The sequence below is a fragment of the Nostoc sp. NZL genome (genome assembly GCF_015714705.1).
Lineage (GTDB): Bacteria > Cyanobacteriota > Cyanobacteriia > Cyanobacteriales > Nostocaceae > Nostoc > Nostoc foliaceum_A.
This window is the reverse complement of record NZ_WBKL01000185.1, coordinates 1-19196: the sequence shown is the minus strand read 5'-3', so window position 1 is coordinate 19196 and position 19196 is coordinate 1. Positions and strand designations below refer to the sequence as shown.

Here is a 19196-nt window from a genome sequence, read left to right as displayed (position 1 = left end):
GTTATGAGTTTTTAATTAACTTATAACTCCTAACTCCTAACTCTCTGAAGCTGATAAGCTGAAAGCTAATATTTGAGAAGCTCAACAAAAATGGAATGGCACGTAACTGATGCTCAAAGTTTAGCAATCATTGATAGTGAAATTGAAAATCATGTCTTTTCACCCGCAGAGTATGAGATTGTGCGTCGGGTAATATACTCTACAGCTGACTTTGAGTATAAGTCTTTGATTCGTTTCTCTGAGCGTGCCTTGCAAGCAGGAGCAGCAGCACTAGCTGCACGTACTACGATTGTGGTAGATGTCCCAATGGTACAAGTAGGTATTGCCTACGAGATTCAAAACACCTTTGCCAATCCGGTGTATTGCAGTATGGAAGCACTGACACGCCCTCAAAAAGAAAAAACTCGGGCAGCATGGGGAATAGAAACCTTAGCCAAGCGTTATCCAGAGGGAATTTTTGTGGTGGGTCAAGCGCAAACAGCACTAACAGCACTGGTGGATTTAATTGAAGCTGAGGAAATTAGACCTGCTTTGATAATTGCGACTCCAGTGGGATTTGTAGATGTTGATGAAGCGAAGGGGCGCTTACAAGACTCTCTAGTGCCTCACATTACAATTGACAGCCGCAAAGGTAATGCAGTTGTGGCAGCTGCGATCGTTGATGGATTGGTAGACTTGGCTTGGCAAGCTTATGGACAAGATAAAAATCAGGGAAGTTAGGAAAGTCGGCTCTATCATACCCTTTATGCCAAATAGTATTTTAAAATACTGAAGATACCGATATTGTTGTTAAGTACCGCCGATCAAGGAGCCTTTTCTTGTGGTAATTCAAGGTTTCAGTTTAAGCGTATATCTTGCAATTCCCGTGGTGTTAAGTCTTTTGGCAGAGGGAGAAAAGATAAAATTATCTGTAGTTGAAAAAGTCCCTCAGGTATCCACTAACAAGGAAATTATCCTATCCAGTCGCCAGCTAATCAGCACTAAAGCGACTCCGAAAACATATTATGTTAGTGGTACTGGAAACGACAAAAATAGCGGAGTTTCTTCCTCATCCCCCTTTAAAACCATTCAAAAGGCGGCAAATCTTACGAAGCCTGGGGACACTGTACTGATTATGAACGGAGTGTACAGGAATGCAACCCCGAATGGGGATGTATTATCTATTACTCGCTCTGGAACAGCAAATGCATGGATTAAGTTTAAAGCATATCCCGGCCATAAGCCGAAAATTCAGCACAATGGATGGCATGGGATTTTGATTCACAATGGAGCGTCATATATTGAAGTAAACGGTCTTGAGGTAATAGGAAACAATGCTAACGTAACCCTTGATTATGCTATGAGTCAGAAGACTAACAGGCTCAACCCGCTAACGAATGGAAACTGCATCAGTGTGGATGGACGAAAAAATGGTCATACTCACCATATTCGTATTGTCAACAACAAGGTACATCAGTGTGGAGGAGCAGGCATTTCAGCGATTGAATCGGACTATGTGACAGTAGATAATAACGTAGTGTTCGATAATGCTTGGTACAACGTTTATGCTTGCAGTGGCATTTCGATGTTGAATAATTGGAGCTTTGATAGCTACCAAGGATATAAAATGTTCGTGAGGAATAACAAGATATACAACAATCGACAATACATTCCCTGGATAAAAACCGGGACGATCACGGACGGTAATGGCATTATTATTGATACTTTAAGAAATAACCATAAGAACTCAACATTGAAGGCATATAAAGGACGTACTTTAGTTAAAAACAATCTCACATTTAATAATGGTGGTTCAGGCATTCATACATACGTAAGCGAGCGTGTTGATATTGTCAATAACACAGCGTTTTTAAATAATCAAAGTCCAGAGATTACAGGTGGGCAAATATTTGCTAATGAGTCATCTGACATCAAAATTTTAAATAACATTCTCTATGCTTTTCCTGGCAAAAATGTTAATAGTAAGTGGAAAAGTACAAATGTGATTTATGACTATAATATATACATCAATAGTGCCAAGGTAAGTGTTAAGGGCCCTCATGATATTGTTGCAGACCCGGAGTTTATAAGGAAGCATCCTATCTTGAAAAGAATAGCTGGCGATTGGAAATCGCAGTTGAATAAACAAAAACCACCTACGCAGACTTATGTACAGCCTAAATCAGGAGGTTTTGTTTGTGAACCAGTTACCTATAAGTTGAAAGGGAAACTCATCAAAGTAGGATGCTCCCAATCGTAAGCTCTTTATTGCTGACCAAATAATTCGCAATTCGTAATTAAAAGTTACAGCGCAAGGACTGATTGGAAGTACAAATGACGTTAGTGATACCAATTCTGTATGAAGATGCGCTAAACCATAAGTAAAAGAAAGAAAAACGAACCGCAAAGGACGCAAAGGACACAAAGAAAGAAGTTAAAAGGGTTTGGCACAGCCTCACAAAGAAATGGTATGAGTCCGCAAACAGAACTTGCACCAGTCCCAATAACCGCCTCAGAATCAATTCTGGGGCTACTAGCTAAAGTCTTCTAAAGAAGACTGAATAAGGATTGGAGTCCACTTGAGTGAACTTGCGCTATTAGCCCGATAATTTATTCTCTGAGGGGAAAGTAGGTAGGTGCAAGATATAACCAAACGTCATGATTAATTACGAATTATTTTGACTTCTTCAATCCTCTGCTCTACGACGCCGCCTACGCGGACTTTGTTGTTGGTCTTCACGCAAGCGGCGACCGACTTCGTTAAAGAAATCTCGCCGCAAATAAGGATAATCGCTAACCCACAGGTCACGACTGGGAAAGTATATATCACTAAATTCTTCAATAGTGCTCAAATCTGGGCGATTTGACATTACTACCATTTCTGCAATTTGACCACGAGTAATAACTTTGTGGGCAGGACGTAATGGTGCTACAAACTCAATGCTAAATCCTGTTTCATCACCCACTTCTAAGTTAATTTGTTTTTCTCGGTTTTCCACAATCACCAATTCGCCTTTGCTGTTGACTGTTTCTTGTTTACCCATCAACTGGTCTGTAATCCACCAATCTAAAACTCGACCACGGAAAAAGCCACCATACTTATAACGGCGGCATTGCAAATTCCGCATACTTGCTTGAAACACTGGATACCACAGCCAAAAAAAAGCGCTAACTATCCCCAACACAAATTCTATTGAAGCAAACTCAAGCCTAAAAACGACTGTCACAAGCAATATAACAACTACGGCAACTACAGAAATTAACAGCCGTTGCAAAAAATTTGAGAACTTCCCCCAGTAGTACTTGTACTGCAAACCAGTAGCAATTAGCGGAACAACTTGTTCAAATTTTTGACGAGTCAGTGGTACTAACATGAGTGCTCAGTGATGAATGCCCAATAGTGTGTTTAAAGTTTAAAGTATCTTTTCTAATCCATATACTAACGACTTTAGCGCTAATACTTTGCGAATCGCTAGTAGTACTCCTGGCATATAGCAAGCGCGATCGCTCGTATCATGTCGTAAAGTATAAATCTGTCCCGCTGCGCCAAAAATAACTTCTTGATGAGCAATTAATCCAGGCAAGCGCACGCTATGAATTCTAATCCCCTCATCTGCTATACTGCCTCTGGCTCCTGGTAATTTCTCCGTTTCTTCTACAAGAGCAGGGTTAAAAGTTTTACCTAATTCTCCTAGTAACTGTGCTGTTTGAATGGCAGTACCACTAGGAGCATCAGCTTTTTGATTGTGATGCAGTTCGATAATTTCCACATGGTCAAAATATTTTGAGGCCGCGACTGCGGCTTGTTGCAACAGCACCATACCAATAGAGAAGTTAGGAATAATTAGACAACCAGTGCTAGCTTTGTCAGCAAAATCTGCCAAGTCTTGAATTTGTTCTGGACTTAACCCAGTAGTACCGACTACAGGACGAATACCGTAAGCGATCGCACTACGAATATTGTCATAAACTGAATCGGGATGGGTAAAGTCTACAATCACTCCTGGAGGAGACTGTCTGTCACCAGCCACATAACCCAACATCGGTTCTAATTGATTGGTAATTGGCACTTCCAAGGGTTCGCTTAAACCCGCCAACTCTCCAGCGTCTTTATCTTGATGTTCCAAACTGTGGTCAATTGCACCCACTAGGTTTAAGTCAGGCGCAAGCGCCACAGCCTTAATCACCTCACGGCCCATTTTACCAGCAGCACCGTTGACAATAACCGGGATAGGAGCTTGATTCGTCATAGGTCAAGAAATACTTTTTGAGCTAACAAGGGAATTGTAAAGACTTTGGTGATCTAGTAGCTAGCTTCTCAAATCTCTGGCTTAATTCCGACTACCCTGATTTTTGCAGCGAACCACTAACTTTTGTACTCCCCATTTTCATCCCACTATCTTAGCCAGTAACCCGTTTGATTTTCCCTACTTCATACACCTCCAAAAATAATTCCATACTTTCCCTGATAAGTAGCTCTTATAAAAGCTATCAGTCTTTTTTTGTCAAGTCCAATTGACTATTTGTAATATTTTCGTTAAAATTGTTTACATAACTTAGCAAAACCCCAAAATAAATTACATAGTTAAAATTTGCATCTTATTTATTACTTATGTAGTGTTGGTTGTATTGAGTGTTACCTAAGAAAAGCAGATTTCGGTATCGCTATATATCATCGACATTTGGACTTCTCCCATCTACCTCGATTATCAAGTCGGGGTTTTTTGTGTTCTCGATTAGCCCCTTATCTATTGAACTTTTCTTTAGTCATCTCAAATATGACTTGAGCTATGAGCCTTGGAATTTCTTCCGAGGCTGTTAGGGCTGCAACGACTACGACAACCTACGCTTACGCATTTCGCACTAAGGCGATACACCTGGAAGTATCTGCCGACATTTGGGCATTGATTCCTCCCTATATAATGCGTCATCCGAAGCGTCCCGGTTGGTGGGAGAATAATAACGAGAAATGATGCAAGTCTGGTGTTGTCTCCAGCCCAAAGGAATCTGTAAAAATGTGGAAACGAATTATATTAATTTTGCTATTGGTGTTGAGCTTCAGCCTGAGTAATTCTGATGTAGCGGCTGGGGCTGGACTCAAAAGCTTTGTAGACACTAATGATGGCTATCAGTTTTTATATCCTAATGGCTGGCTGCAAGTTAAAGTTGCCAACGGGCCAGATGTGGTTTTCCACGATTTGATTGAGGTGTCTGAAAATGTTTCTGTTGTGATTAGCCCAGTTCCAGAAGGCAAAACTTTATCAGAATTGGGAACCCCAACAGAAGTAGGATATAAATTAGGAAAAGCAGCTCTGGCACCTCCTGACTCTGGTCGTTCAGCTGAATTAGTCAACGCCGCACAGCGAGAAGTAGACGGTAAAACATACTACCTTTTAGAATATGAGGTTAAACTCCCCAATCAACAGCAACGACACAACATCGCCAGCGTCGCTGTTAGTCGCGGTAAACTTTTTACCCTCAACGCCTCAATTCCTGAAAAACGCTGGCAGAAAGTTAAACGAATGATTGATGAGGTTGTAAATTCTTTTTCTGTTTATTAATTGGGGAATAGGGGATAGGGGATAGGGGATAAAGAAGAAACTTAATTACCAATGCCCAATTGTCAAATTTGTCAGAAATCTCATGAAAATCCCACCTTTTGTACTTGCCTCAGCTTCCCCAGCCCGACGCCGCTTGTTGCAAACTGTTGGTATTGAACCGATAGTTCGAGCAAGTGACTTTGATGAGTCACAAATTCAATTAAGTGAACCAGCGCAATTGGTCAAAACTCTTGCCCAGCACAAAGCAGAAACTGTAGCCCCGCAGTTTGAATCGGCTTTGATTATGGGTTGTGATTCAGTTTTGTCCATCAATGGTGAAATTTACGGCAAACCAGCAGACTTCTCTGAAGCGATCGCACGTTGGCAGATAATGCAAGGTAACTTTGGCGACTTGTATACAGGTCACGCCTTAATTGATACAGACCAAAATCGCACTTTAGTCAAGTCTCAAGTTACAAGAGTTTACTTTGCTCAAATGAGCGACAAAGCAATTAAAGCTTATGTTGCCACAGGTGAACCCCTCAAGTGTGCTGGTGCCTTTGCCATTGAGGGTTTTGGTAGTTTCTTCGTCGAAAAAATCGCAGGCTGTCACACCAATGTAATTGGACTCAGTTTACCCCTGTTGCGGCAGATGCTAGAAGAACTGGGATACGATGTCACAGATTTCTGGCAATAGTCCTTTGTCCAAAGTTATCGACCAATGACAAATGACTAATATTGAGTATTGCCTCCCCATGATCTGGAATCCAGACTAGCCACTCATCTGCTGAAACCGGACACAATAAAAGTGCTTCGTCAAAACTAAAGGGGTTGGGAAGTTGCAAAAGGGTTACCCAAGTAGAATTTCTTAACTGCTGTAAACCTTCCAGATTATGCCTTTTTAGTTGCACAGCAAAATCTGGTCTATGAGAATCTAGTTTCATAGCTTTCTATTAGCCTTCACCAATGGGCTAATCTAAAATTATTTCTGTAACCTAGAATACAAAATAAATAATCATTGTGGAAAGTAGCTGTCTTATAAATTTACGTTGGCTGAGTGCAAGTGTTTGCTTATATTGCAGACCACAACAGGTATGGCACCACAGGTTGTAGACTGGCCACTAGATCGCATTCCCAACTAGAATATGTCATTTACTTCTATGCCCTCGCTGCGTGAGCAACAACATCCCCTAATTCGTCAGCTAGCTGATTGTATTGAGGCAGCTTGGCATCAGCACCTGGATCTATCGCCCTACCATTTGCCTGATGAGTTGGGGTATGTGGAAGGTAGACTAGAAGGCGAAAAACTGACGATTGAAAACCGCTGCTATCAAACGCCTCAGTTCCGAAAAATGCACTTGGAACTAGCAAAAATCGGAAATATGCTGGATATTTTGCACTGCGTCATGTTTCCCCGCCCAGAATACAACCTGCCGATGTTTGGTTGTGATTTAGTTGGGGGTAGAGGGCAAATTAGTGCAGCGATCGCAGACCTTTCTCCAATTCACGTAGAGCGAACCTTACCAGAATCTTATACTTCTGCACTGACACAACTAACAGTGCTTAACTTTTCCCAACCCCGTGAATTACCAGAATGGGGAAATATTTTTTCGGATTTTTGCATTTTTGTGCGCCCCAGTTCTCCAGAAGAAGAAACAATGTTTCTCTCGCGGGTGCGAGAATTTTTAGACATTCATTGCACCCAAGCGATCGCCTCACATCCTGTTTCAGTTGAACAAGTCACACAAAATCTCGCCGGACAATACAACTACTGCACCAAACAGCAGCAAAACGATAAAACCCGCCGCGTACTAGAAAAAGCCTTTGGCCCAGCTTGGGCAGAACATTACATGACCACAGTTCTATTCGACCTCCCACAAGAGACTTCAAAATAAAAAAATCTCTAATTGCTCAAAAACAAGGAGGATAAGGACGATAAGGAAGAATTTACTTCCTCATCTCCCCCATTTCGCCCATCTCGTCTATCTGTAGGCTCTGTTACGTTTTCGCGTAATGGATAAATGTAGAATTCATTCAACGAGAGTTTAATGGAGTCCCAAAACAGCAACAGGAAGAGTGGTAAGGTCTTTGAAGCAAATATCACAAGATGGTTTGTTGTCTTGGTAGGTGCAAGCAAGTGGCCCTGCTAACTCATTGACCAGAAAGTTAAGGAAACTCTAATGTTAAAAATGCTCAAGTTGACAGATATTTTTTAGTTAGTTAATCGTTCATTGACTTAAGGAAGACTAACTTTTGTAGCAAGATTGTATCCAGCAAAGGTAACAGTCTATTTTTGATGTTTCTTTTCAATTTTGTGACTAACTGTAGCCGTAGTGAATGTAGCAGTACAGTACCGCATCATACCAATTTGGGATTTGGTGTAGAGACAAGATATATCGCATTTCTACATCTAGATTCATACTGCTTGTGAATTCTGCTAACTTCCATTGCACTCATGTCTCAATAATACTCAGAGTTATTGAATAGCCAGCTACTATAGCGCTTCTGGGTTCCAATACAGACCTAACAATAACAACCCCAACCCTTATAGCGTTGGGGAGTAAGTAAGCCTCAAAGGCTCTCTCCTTTTAGGAGAGAGGAATGGAAGTTAGGTCAGTGTATTGCATACAAACGAGCGTAGACGCGAAGTGGCTTGTCGTAAGACATCGCTATAGAAAACACCATTTTGCAAAGCCATAGTGTTGAATGTTTATCACACAATGGATTTTAAGCCATACCCAGCTTTAAACCAGTGTTGTTTGTCCTAAGTGGCTGGCCGTTGATTAAAAACCCTTTTATTTTTACTTCCATCAGCACAATTCAGGTAAACGGGCAACATACTATGTCAAGGGTGACTGAAAAGCCAAAGCCAAGTGAGCAGGCATTTAATGAAGAACAACCTAAGATTTGGTGGGGTATCGCTGTAGCCGTGCCAATAGTAATCGCTGCTGGGATACTAGGTACGGCTAAAATCGAGCAGTTAAGAAAACTAACTACATCAGCACCCGTAATGCCATCTACCAATAGCATTAGTGCTGTTGGGCGTTTGGAACCGCGAGGGGAAGTTGTTAAATTGTCCGCCCCATCCTCAGGATTAGCACCATCGTCACGAATTCAGCAACTTCTGGTGAGAGAAGGTGAACAGGTAAAACAAGGCCAAATTGTGGCAATTTTGGACAACCGCGATACCCAAATAGCCGGACTAGAAGAGGCAAAAGCCAAAGTGCAAGAAGCCCGTGCGAATTTAGCGCAAGTTAGGGCTGGATCTCCAAGAGATATTCAAGCTCAAAGAGCTGTTATTGCTCGCCTACAAGCGCAGTTAATTGGCGAAAGGAATGCTCAACAAGCTGCGATCGCGCGGATTGCAGCCCAGTTAAGTGGTGATAAACTTGTCCAACAAGCAACCGTGAATCGCCTAGAAGCTGAACTTAGTGGGCAAAGAGATGCTCTAAGAGCGACAATTACACGTATTCAAGCCGAACAGCGCAATGCTCAAGTCGATGCTGGACGCTATGATTATTTATACAGAGAAGGTGCTATTTCTCAGCAAGAGCGGGACAGAAGACGCTTGAGTGCAGTAACTGCTAATCAACAGGTTGTTGAAAGCCAAGCTACGCTAAAGCAGACATTGGCAACCCTACGACAGCAACTTGCTGAGGCTAGAGCTAACCAAATACAAAATTTAGCAGTTTTGCAACAGCAGCTAATCGAAGCCAAAGTTAACCGCGATAAAACCGTAGCAACTTTGCAAAGACAAATCGATGAAGAAAAGGCCAAACTGAGCAGAATTGTGGACGTTAGTCCCACCGATGTGCAAGTAGCGCAAGCCCAAGTTAGTAATGCGATCGCAAATGTCAGAAAAGCCGAAGCAGAACTGAGATTGAGCTACGTTCAAGCACCAATCGCTGGAGAGATTTTAAAAGTTTACACCAAGTCAGGCGAAGCCATCGGTGCAAATGGCATTGCTGAAATTGGACAAACCAGCCAAATGTTTGTGATTGCCGAAGTCGCCGAAGACAGCATTGGAAAAGTGCGTATTGGTCAAAACGCCACTATCACCAGCGATAATGGAGCATTTAGCGGCGAATTAAATGGAACTGTCACTGAAATTGGCAGAAAAATTGGTAAAAAAGATGTGTTGAATACAGATCCAGCAGCAGATGTGGATGCAAGAGTCGTAGAAGTCAAAATTGCTCTGCCTCCAGAAGATAGCGAGAAAGTTTCTGGTTTAACTTACGCTAAAGTTGTTGTCGAAATTAATAACTAATTAAGTTATAGGTGAGCAGTAACACCAATTCATAATTTGATACTTTGGATGAGAAATGTTCCTCAATAGACTGTTTAATTAACTTTAAACATTCTATAAATTCGATACTAACTTTACCAGAGTTGAATGAAAAATCTAAACCTTTTAACTAATATCGTAGTTTTAAGTCAATAGCAACAGTTAATTACGAATTACGAATTACGTTAGCGAAGCGGGGCGTAGCCCATTACGAATTATTTTAACTGTGCTTGGATGCCTAGAAAATGAATCAAAAAATACCTCTGTCATGGCTACAACTGACAAGGGAAAAAACTCGCCTAGCTGTGGCTTTGGCCGGAATTTCTTTTGCTGATATTTTAATGTTTATGCAACTCGGTTTTCGAGATGCTTTGTATTATAGTAACGTTCGATTTCATAGCAGCTTGCAGGGCGATATTGTTTTAATCAATAGTCAATCTAGTGCTGTTCTGGCCATGAGAAGTTTTTCTCAACGGCGATTATATAAAGCTTTAGAGTTACCCGCAGTACAATCAGTACATCCAATATATTTAGACTTTACAATCTGGAAAAATCCTGTAACAGGCCGCCCTCGTAGTATCCTGATATTTGGAATGAACCCAGAAAATAACCTAGTTAACTTACCTGGAGTTCAGGAAAATTTAGATAAACTTAAACTACCTGATGTAGTTCTATTTGATCGTTCTTCTAGAGTGGAGTATGGCCCAATTGCTGCTAATTATGACCAAGGAAAGACTGTAACAGCAGAAGTGCGAAGACGGCGAATTAAAGTCGAAGGACTATTTACATTAGGTGCATCCTTTGGTGCAGATGGTAATTTAATTACGAGTGATATTAACTTTTTGCGGATCTTCAACAATCGTCAAAAAGGATTAATTGATATTGGGCTGATTAGATTAAAACCAGGAGCAGATGCTAAAGTTGTTGCTCAAGAATTACGAAAATATTTACCCAACGAGGTAAATGTTTTAACTAAGCAAGAATTTATTGATTTTGAGCGTAATTACTGGGCAAATAGTACAGCGATTGGGTTTATCTTCACATTAGGGACTGTCATGGGTTTTATTGTGGGGACTGTGATTGTTTATCAAATCCTTTATACAGAAGTTGCAGATCACTTAGCTGAATACGCTACTCTTAAGGCAATAGGTTACACACAAAACTATTTATTATCAGTCATTCTTCAAGAAGCTTTATTATTAGCAGTTTTAGGATATTTTCCTGGTATAGTTTTTGCTTTATTTATGTATAAAAGTGCCAGAGAAGCAACACTTTTACCAGTTTTTATGAGTTTTGAACGTGCAGTGATGGTGTTGATTTTGACTATGCTAATGTGCATTATCTCTGGTGCGATCGCAGTCCGAAAATTACGTTCTGCTGATCCAGCAGATATCTTTTAATTAATTCAATATTAATTAAAAGGTATTGGTTAAAAACATAGCTTACAATTAATAATTAAGAAGCCTTGCTTTTTAGTAAGTACTACAGTTCCATTTCAAAAAAGCTAACATTATAACTAACAATAATATGACAGAAAAAGAACCTGTAATTGCCATTAAAAATCTTAATCACTACTATGGCAAAGGGGCACTTAGAAAACAGATATTATTTAATATCAACCTAGAAATTTATTCTGGTGAAATTGTAATTATGACCGGGCCATCAGGTTCAGGTAAAACAACATTACTGAGCTTGATTGGTGGTTTGCGGTCTGTACAAGAGGGAAGTTTGAAATTTTTAGGTGAAGAACTTGTTGGTGTCAGTCAAAACAAACTGGTGCAGATGCGGCGTAACATTGGTTATATTTTCCAAGCTCACAATTTGCTAGGATTCTTGACTGCGAAGCAAAATGTGCAAATGGCGGTAGAGTTGAATGATAATATTTCTCAAACAGAAGCAATGGCTAAATCAAAAGCCATGCTGGGGTCTGTGGGCCTAGAAGAACGAGTTGATTACTATCCAGACAATCTTTCTGGTGGACAAAAACAAAGAATTGCGATCGCCCGCGCCTTAGTTAATCGTCCTCCCCTGGTGCTAGCAGACGAACCAACAGCAGCATTAGACAAACAATCAGGACGCGATGTCGTAGAAATAATGCAGAGTCTAGCCAAAAATCAGGGAACTACTATCTTATTAGTGACACACGACAACCGCATTTTAGACATAGCCGATCGCATCGTGGAAATGGAAGATGGTCTTTTAACCCGTAATTCCCCAAATGCAGCTATTCAGTCATGATTTTAGTCATTTGTCCTTTGTGAATGACTAATGACAGCCATAATTATTGTCTAGCCGAGCCTGATTTTTTCATTCCAGGTGGCTTTTGTTGAGTTGAGGCATTTGGTTGGCGACTAGTACGAAAAGTCACATTTACGCCTTCATTCGATTGCTCCAGCACCAGTAGAGGCGTAGGTTTAGCCTTTTGATCCCAATGCATGGTAGCAATCCGACCTTGAATTGTTGGTTGCCAACTATCTTCGTCTTCTATAGGGCTTAGGTAAGTTTCTATACAGTCAATAATTTGGCTAATAGTCGCAGAAGTTGCTTGTGTCGGTAACTTCATTAACCGGATTTGAATGCGAAACAGCACTCGCTTGGCAGAGTTCCCTGGACTACCAGTTTCATACTCTACATCAAAAATTTCATCTACTTGCCGTCCAGCGCTATTAGCAATTCCGACTGATCCAAGTTGTGCTTGATTTGGACGCAGGGCTTGAGTAACTTTTTCTTTGATCTGAATCTTTATTTGATTAAGGATTGCAAAATGAAACACCTCCTCTGACATCCGCATTCGCAGATAATCTAGGTTAAAGTCCCGTGAGTTGACCAAATCGGGATTAGTTTCCATTTTGCGAATTGTTTCCAGCGCCAGCTTAAATTTTTTCTCTAGTTCTCGCGCGCGGAATTGTTCAAACTTAAGTTTTTTCTCCAGCTGATTCATCTGGAGCTTACTATACACAATTAAAGCAATCACCGCTAAAGCCAGTCCTCCAGAGGTTACCAACAATAATGGTGGTATTTGAGGATTACTTGCTGGCACTTCCTGGGATGCTTTTTTAGGCTTTGACCCTGGCGATTGGGCAAGAAACATCGAAGTGGGCATGGTTGGAAACTGAAAAACTTGACTCCTGATGTTTAGGATGCCCAAATCTTCAATACCATCTTGCTGTATCATTAATATTTTTTACAGCTTTTTACAAACCGCATATGTCCAGACATTTGAACCTCCCTGCTCTGTCTGAGGTTTCATCTACTTGCCTGAGCAATATTCGTCTGATAGCCACAGATATGGATGGCACATTAACCAGACGAGGAAAATTTACTCCCGCACTGCTGCAAGCTTTAGAGGATTTAGCAGCAGCTGACATTAAGGTGCTGATTGTCACAGGACGTTCTGCTGGGTGGGTGAGTGGATTGAGTAGCTTGATGCCAGTGGCAGGTGCTATGGCAGAAAATGGCGGTTTGTACTTTCCCCCTGGGAACAAAAAACCAGTAGTCTTAACACCCATTACCGATTTAACTAAACATCGCCAGCATTTGGCTATGACTTTTGAGAATTTACAAACTAAATTTCCTCAAATCCAAGAATCTGCTGATAATCGCTTTCGTATCACCGACTGGACTTTTGATGTAGCTGGTTTGCGTGAAGACGAACTACAAACCCTAGATAATCTCTGTCAACAAATGGGTTGGGGATTTACCTATAGCAACGTGCAGTGTCACATTAAACCCCAAGGACAAGATAAAGCTGTGGGATTGTTGCAGGTATTGCGTGAATATTTGCCCCAGTATTCATCAGAACAAATTGTTACTGTGGGCGATAGTCCCAATGATGAAAGTTTATTTGATCGGCGTTATTTTCCTGTTTCTGTAGGCGTGGCCAATGTGCTGGAATATGTAAATCAGTTAAAATATCAGCCTGCTTACATTACTAACGCTACCGAAGGCGAAGGATTTTGTGAGTTATCTAGTTATATTTTGAAAAGCTTGCACATCCTAATTTAGGGAGAAGTAGAGTTATTCTACAATAATCTCGTAGCACTGATTTTACAACCATGACGGCTACTATACCTGTTAATGTCGAATCAGAAATCTTCTACCCTAGTGCTGATGGTCAACCAGTGGCAGAAACCTACGACCACCTTTATGCTTTGCTAACTACTTTGGAAGTCCTGAAACAGTATCTGGCAAATCGTCAGGCAACAGTATTGGCAAATCAATTTCTTTACTATGCACAAGGCTTTCCCAAGTTGCGGGTAGCTCCAGATGTGATGGTGATTTTTGATGTTGCACCTGGCGGTCGGGACAACTATAAAATTTGGGAAGAGGGACAAGTACCCACAGTTATTTTTGAAATGACATCCTTTGGTACTAAGGGACAAGACGAAATCTTCAAAAAGACCCTCTATGAGCAGCTAGGCGTCAAGGAATACTGGCTATTTGACCCTAAAGGCGAGTGGGTAGAACAGCAGCTACGTGGCTATCGCTTGCGGGGAGAAATCTACGAACCTATACAAGATGGACGCAGTGAACCGTTACAACTACGCTTGGTAGTTGAGGAAAGGCTAATTGGGTTTTATCGAGAGGATACGGGTGAAAAATTACTGATTCCTGATGAACTGGTAGAAGCTTTACGACAGGAAATTTTTGCAAGACAGCAAGCAGAAGAACTAGTAGAACAGGAACGCCAACGAGCAGAACAAGAACGTCAACGAGCAGAACAGGCAGAATTGCAGATAGAGCACTTAAAGGCAAGGTTGCGATCGCTCAATGTAGACCCCGATACGATTGAGTAACACACAGGGTCGTCGCTGGACTATAAAAATTGCTGCACGCTGTAGTAAAGACAACCCAAATTGCCCACAATATTATATTTTTACACTTCTTCCACTTTCCTGACGAGTAATAATACTCATAATCGGAGAAGTAGAATTAAGGCACTCTTCACGCAGTTTACAGCTTTAGTTAAAATTCCCTTTTAGGTACTAGCATCTCTAACTTTATTAAAATCACCAATGTTTTTGTGACGTCTGTGTTTTAAATGCTACACATAACCCCAAGCGTTATCAGCAAGAAATGAGTAGCATTTTAGACAATACATGAAATCGATATATGTGTAGTTTTCTGTAAGACGGGTTGCAAAACTTTATCCTGTCTGGGTTTGAAAATTTGCTATATCTAAGTTTTTCACCCATAATTTACAACAGAAAATCAAGCCTTTCCAGATCATCTTGCAGGTTGTGGTTATATCTCAGCTAAATGCCAAGTAAACAATTTGTTACCTGTGTCTTTGCTACATTTATTACCTGAGACAGAATACAATAGATGAATGTCTATAGCGTTTCAATCTAGTAAGTCTCAACAATACTGATTTAATTGAGAAGACTGTTTTATACAGTAATTCGCAAGCAAAACTGAATCAAAGGGATAAATAAACCGCCAGACCTTTAAGCACCCAGAGACGCTTAGAGACAAATAGATACTTCGAGGACAGGTTAGCGTTTTATTTCCAACTTCCACTTGAAAGTCCAAGACCAATGTAGAGTCAAAAATTTACTTTAAATATCGAGGTATAAAATTATGCAAGAGATTGAAAGATTCTTTGGCAACTTGTTCAGTGGCGTAATCAACCGCTTTAAGTATTCTGCGATGGACGCTGCTGATCGGAAAATGAGAGAAACTATCGACGACCAGATCGAACAACGGCGACAAAAACCTAAACCCAAGGATCAAGAAGACCGCGAGTAGATGTTTAAAACAGCAACATTTTCATCACTAACAAGCATAGCGCTTCCCAATTGTTGAGTGGGCAGCGCTATTTTATTGCCCTCGCTCTGTCAATCAATCTACATGTCAACATAGTGTGTTAACCTAGTATGGTTAACTAATAATCTCGCACATCTAAGAATTCGGGTGTTTCCAGTTGGAAATACACTTGGATGGAGGTTTAACCCGAATAGGAGTTAGAAAATATATGCCAGTAGTTTCATTGGCTCAAATGATGGAGTCAGGGGTTCACTTTGGGCATCAGACCCGGCGTTGGAACCCAAAAATGTCTCCCTACATTTATACTTCCCGCAATGGTGTACATATTATCGACTTGGTGCAAACTGCCCAGTTGATGGATAATGCTTACAACTACATGCGATCGCACGCAGAACAAGGGAAGAAATTTCTTTTTGTCGGCACTAAGCGCCAAGCAGCTGGAATTATTGCCCAAGAAGCCAGCCGTTGCGGTTCCCACTACATTAACCAACGCTGGTTGGGCGGAATGTTGACCAACTGGGCAACCATCAAAACACGGGTAGACCGTCTGAAAGATTTAGAACGCCGTGAGGAAACTGGCGCACTAGATTTATTACCGAAAAAAGAAGCATCAATGCTACGTCGGGAAATGACGAAGCTTCAGAAATACTTAGGCGGCATTAAAACAATGCGGAAAGTGCCCGATATCGTGGTAATTGTAGACCAACGGCGGGAGTATAACGCAGTTCAAGAATGTCAAAAGCTGAATATTCCGATTGTGTCCATGCTGGATACAAACTGTGACCCAGATGTAGTAGATATCCCCATCCCAGCCAACGACGATGCTATCAGGTCAATTAAGCTGATAGTTGGAAAATTGGCGGATGCCATTTATGAAGGTCGTCACGGTCAGCTGGATGCTGAAGAGGATTACGAAGATTACGACGGTGGTGAGTATGACGAAGACTACGAAGAAACCGAATATACTGACGCTGTAATTCCCGACGAGGAAACAGAGGAATAAATAAAGCAGGGGTGAAGCACGTGTCCGAAGGAGGGCGGTGGCTGTCAGAGTAGCAGCAAGCCGCCCTAGCCTACGGCAAATGAATGGTAGGCAAAGGTAGAGAGGAAAAAACTCATACCTTATAAATTCATTATTTTTTCTTCCCCAGCCCTGAGTAAGATAGAAATACTCAACACCCGTGAGCGATTACAACTCGAGGTCAAGTTAGGAATTGAGGCAACATGGCGGAAATATCTGCAAAACTCGTCCAAGAGCTACGCCAAAAAACTGGTGCCGGCATGATGGACTGCAAAAAGGCCCTGATAGAGACTGAAGGCAACGTAGAAGAAGCCGCAGACTGGCTACGGAAAAAGGGCATCTCTAAGGCGGGGGCAAAAAGCGATCGCGTTGCGGCAGAAGGTCTAGTAGACACTTACATTCAGCCCGGTGGTCGAGTGGGTGTACTCATAGAAGTCAACTGCCAAACCGACTTTGTTGCTCGTAACGAGGCTTTTAAAGCTTTAGTTAAGAACCTAGCAAAGCAAGCAGCGACTGCTGATAGTGTTGAGTCTTTGTTGGCTCAAAAGTATGCTGATAGTGCAAGCGGGACTGTAGAAGAATTCATCAAGCAAACGATTGCTACGCTCGGTGAAAATATCCAAGTGCGTCGCTTTATCAATTTTGCACTAGCAGAAGGCACACAAGGTATAGTAGACAGCTACATTCACACCGGCGGTCGAGTTGGTGTATTGGTAGAACTGGGTTCTCAAACTGAGTCAGTGGCTACCAATCAAGAGTTCCAAAGCTTGGCACGGAACACTGCAATGCAAGTTGCGGCTTGTCCAAACGTCGAGTATGTGAGCGTAGACCAAATCCCCGCCGAAGTTGCCCAAAAAGAAAAAGATATTGAAATGGGCAAGGATGATTTGGCAAACAAGCCAGATAACATCAAAGAAAAAATTGTTCAGGGACGAATTGAAAAACGCCTGAAAGAATTGACTTTGCTCGATCAACCTTACATTCGCGATCAAAGTATTTCCGTGGAAGACTTGGTGAAGCAAGTGAAGGCGCAAGTAGGCGAAGAGATTCAAGTAACCCGCTTTGTCCGCTATATACTGGGCGAAGGCATTGAAAAGCAAGAAATTAGCTTTGCTGATGAAGTCGCTGCACAAATGGGCAGCAAGTAATAATTAGTCATTGGTCATTAGTCATTAGTCTTTACCAAGGGCAAATGACTAGTGACTGTTTACCAAACAGGTCAAGCAAATAGCCTGACCTGTATTTTATTATTAGAGACGCGAAATATCGCATTTAATTTAAAATCTAAAATCCTCTGGAAAGTTATCCTAAAATAAATTCGTACATTTGTACTATGTAATAGTTCACATGGACAAGAACGAAAAGATATGGCAAGAGCAATCGAGCGAATTGAACGGGATATTGCAGCACTCAAAGAAGCGATTCGGGCGATCGCAGTAGAACTACAAAGCGCTTATGCTAGTTATCTAGACACCTTGGGGCTAGCTGTACGAAAACAGTTGATTCTGGCGAGTTACCATCTCTGTACCCAAGGATATCCCGAAAACTTTCTGCATTTGTCATTGAATCAGCGCCAACAATTGCAACAAGCCATCCGCAAGCTAGGTCAAGTGGCAGCTGAACAGTTGCTCACTTGTATTAAAAGTGAGGAAGCTGGGGTAGATAAGGGAGATGAGGAAGATGAGGAAGATGAGGAAGATGAGGGGAATGAAGGAGTAACATCCTCTTCATCTTCTGGACTGCTGGATACTTCTAATTCTCAGTCTCTCACCGCCGAGACCTCGAATCCTATAGAACTAGCAAAATGGCAACAGAACTTAGAAGAAGTCACGCAAGAGATCCTGAAAAAACTTTCGCATGATGCTAATCTTTTATTACAAAAAGCTGGAGTATTACCCAAAAAATTACCAGAGCCAATTTTAGCAGCAGCGGCTGCGGCTGCATCAGAAGCGTCTGCCGAGGTAATGCCAGGGCCACCCAACTTATTAAACTTAGTAATTGAAATTGAAAATGAGCAGCAGTCAGAAGATTCTGGACTGACGCAAATTATGGCTATTAACCTGCGGCTAGGGGAAATTGAATTTGCTGATGTGGCACTCTCCTCTGAGCGTAGACAAATCCGCAGTATTTTAGTTCAGCTAAACAAGCTAGGACGAGAGTATCAAAAAAAACATCGAGAAAGGGCAGTCGCTGAAGCTGAAGCTGCATGGCGTGCTAGTTGGTTTGAATAAAGTTATGAGTTATGAATTATGAGTTATGAGTTATTTATTCCTAACTCCTCACTCCCATGTCTATTGACCAATGACTAATGAAAAACCAGATTGGATACGATTGCACAAAGCCTTGGCAATAGAAGCCGAACATGGCTTTACAGACTTGGTGGGCAGACAATACCGCTTCAGTGAATTTCTTAGCCTGACTTTGGGTAAATTCCCAACAGGCTTACCCCAAACTGAACGCCGCCGTTGGCAAGGACTAGCGGTGCAATTTGCTAGTTATCCACATCTAGCACTGGAAGAAAGACAACATTTAGTAGCAGAGACTCGTAGGTATCTCTCCCAACTACAGCAAGAGGAGCAGGGGGAGCAGGGGGAGCAGGGGAAGC

19 protein-coding genes and 1 pseudogene are annotated in these 19196 nt (G+C 41.6%); 16 read left to right on the top strand and 4 right to left on the bottom strand.

Translation table 11 applies throughout. The annotated features are described in order from the left end of the window. Positions 1-90: 90 nt before the first annotated feature. Together F8R90_RS27605 and F8R90_RS27600 are read left to right on the top strand one after the other, a co-directional pair. Entirely contained in the window at positions 91-720 is a 630-nt protein-coding gene (locus F8R90_RS27605; RefSeq protein WP_196513336.1) for a precorrin-8X methylmutase, read from the top strand. A gap of 100 nt (positions 721-820) precedes the next feature. Continuing rightward, the gene (locus F8R90_RS27600; RefSeq protein ID WP_196513335.1) at positions 821-2239 is read left to right on the top strand and encodes a DUF1565 domain-containing protein; all 1419 of its coding nucleotides are present in this window, start codon (positions 821-823) and stop codon (positions 2237-2239) included. 427 nt (positions 2240-2666) lie between these two features. On the opposite strand, the gene F8R90_RS27595 is transcribed toward F8R90_RS27600, so the two are convergent. Both F8R90_RS27595 and dapB read right to left on the bottom strand, forming a co-directional pair. Further along, a complete protein-coding gene (locus F8R90_RS27595) occupies positions 2667-3353 on the bottom strand; it encodes a phosphate ABC transporter permease (protein ID WP_190895314.1) in 687 nt (228 codons plus the stop codon). A 39-nt stretch (positions 3354-3392) separates the two neighbouring features. Next, on the bottom strand, positions 3393-4229 hold the full coding sequence (dapB, locus tag F8R90_RS27590) for a 4-hydroxy-tetrahydrodipicolinate reductase (protein ID WP_196513334.1): 837 nt from the start codon (positions 4227-4229) through the stop codon (positions 3393-3395). Positions 4230-4769: 540 nt separating this feature from the next. Here dapB and F8R90_RS27585 point away from each other — a divergent pair. From F8R90_RS27585 to F8R90_RS27575, 3 genes are all read left to right on the top strand, one after another. Beyond that, a complete protein-coding gene (locus F8R90_RS27585) occupies positions 4770-4952 on the top strand; it encodes a hypothetical protein (RefSeq protein ID WP_196513333.1) in 183 nt (60 codons plus the stop codon). Between the two features lie 42 nt (positions 4953-4994). Then, complete coding sequence (psbP, locus tag F8R90_RS27580; RefSeq protein WP_196513332.1) at positions 4995-5540, top strand: photosystem II reaction center PsbP; 546 nt, start codon at positions 4995-4997, stop codon at positions 5538-5540. An 82-nt stretch (positions 5541-5622) separates the two neighbouring features. After that, entirely contained in the window at positions 5623-6216 is a 594-nt protein-coding gene (locus tag F8R90_RS27575) for a Maf family protein (RefSeq protein ID WP_196513331.1), read from the top strand. Here F8R90_RS27575 and F8R90_RS27570 read toward each other — a convergent pair. Further along, positions 6197-6463, bottom strand: coding sequence for a hypothetical protein (locus F8R90_RS27570; protein WP_196513330.1), 267 nt, complete (start codon positions 6461-6463; stop codon positions 6197-6199). The two genes, F8R90_RS27575 and F8R90_RS27570, sit on opposite strands and share 20 nt — an antisense overlap. Positions 6464-6664: 201 nt before the next feature. Here F8R90_RS27570 and F8R90_RS27565 point away from each other — a divergent pair, with 201 nt between their 5' ends. The 4 genes from F8R90_RS27565 (at position 6665) to F8R90_RS27550 (ending at position 12042) form a co-directional block, all read left to right on the top strand. Beyond that, the gene (locus tag F8R90_RS27565; protein ID WP_196513329.1) at positions 6665-7414 is read left to right on the top strand and encodes a phycocyanobilin:ferredoxin oxidoreductase; all 750 of its coding nucleotides are present in this window, start codon (positions 6665-6667) and stop codon (positions 7412-7414) included. Positions 7415-8361: 947 nt separating this feature from the next. Then, the gene (locus F8R90_RS27560) at positions 8362-9786 is read left to right on the top strand and encodes an HlyD family efflux transporter periplasmic adaptor subunit (protein WP_196513367.1); all 1425 of its coding nucleotides are present in this window, start codon (positions 8362-8364) and stop codon (positions 9784-9786) included. Between the two features lie 263 nt (positions 9787-10049). Then, the gene (gene devC / locus F8R90_RS27555; protein WP_196513328.1) at positions 10050-11204 is read left to right on the top strand and encodes an ABC transporter permease DevC; all 1155 of its coding nucleotides are present in this window, start codon (positions 10050-10052) and stop codon (positions 11202-11204) included. 127 nt (positions 11205-11331) lie between these two features. Next, a complete protein-coding gene (locus tag F8R90_RS27550) occupies positions 11332-12042 on the top strand; it encodes a DevA family ABC transporter ATP-binding protein (protein ID WP_196513327.1) in 711 nt (236 codons plus the stop codon). 43 nt (positions 12043-12085) lie between these two features. Here F8R90_RS27550 and F8R90_RS27545 read toward each other — a convergent pair whose 3' ends face one another. After that, on the bottom strand, positions 12086-12907 hold the full coding sequence (locus F8R90_RS27545; protein WP_190895349.1) for a hypothetical protein: 822 nt from the start codon (positions 12905-12907) through the stop codon (positions 12086-12088). 104 nt (positions 12908-13011) lie between these two features. On the opposite strand from F8R90_RS27545, the gene F8R90_RS27540 reads away from it, so the two are divergent. The 7 genes and pseudogenes from F8R90_RS27540 to F8R90_RS27510 all read left to right on the top strand — a co-directional run. After that, a complete protein-coding gene (locus tag F8R90_RS27540) occupies positions 13012-13809 on the top strand; it encodes an HAD-IIB family hydrolase (protein WP_196513326.1) in 798 nt (265 codons plus the stop codon). A 50-nt stretch (positions 13810-13859) separates the two neighbouring features. Continuing rightward, positions 13860-14600, top strand: a complete 741-nt coding sequence (locus F8R90_RS27535) for a Uma2 family endonuclease (RefSeq protein WP_196513325.1) — start codon at positions 13860-13862, stop codon at positions 14598-14600. Between the two features lie 784 nt (positions 14601-15384). Further along, positions 15385-15552 (top strand): hypothetical protein, encoded by a 168-nt coding sequence (locus F8R90_RS27530; RefSeq protein WP_190895302.1) that lies wholly within the window; start codon positions 15385-15387, stop codon positions 15550-15552. Positions 15553-15778: 226 nt separating this feature from the next. Then, positions 15779-16573 (top strand): 30S ribosomal protein S2, encoded by a 795-nt coding sequence (gene rpsB, locus F8R90_RS27525; protein WP_190895301.1) that lies wholly within the window; start codon positions 15779-15781, stop codon positions 16571-16573. A gap of 221 nt (positions 16574-16794) precedes the next feature. Then, the gene (tsf, locus tag F8R90_RS27520; protein WP_196513324.1) at positions 16795-17739 is read left to right on the top strand and encodes a translation elongation factor Ts; all 945 of its coding nucleotides are present in this window, start codon (positions 16795-16797) and stop codon (positions 17737-17739) included. 219 nt (positions 17740-17958) lie between these two features. After that, positions 17959-18822: a hypothetical protein gene (locus F8R90_RS27515; protein WP_196513323.1), complete on the top strand. Its 864-nt coding sequence runs from the start codon at positions 17959-17961 to the stop codon at positions 18820-18822. Positions 18823-18892: 70 nt separating this feature from the next. After that, positions 18893-19196 (top strand): annotated as a pseudogene (locus tag F8R90_RS27510) (ATP-dependent DNA helicase RecG); the annotation flags it as partial.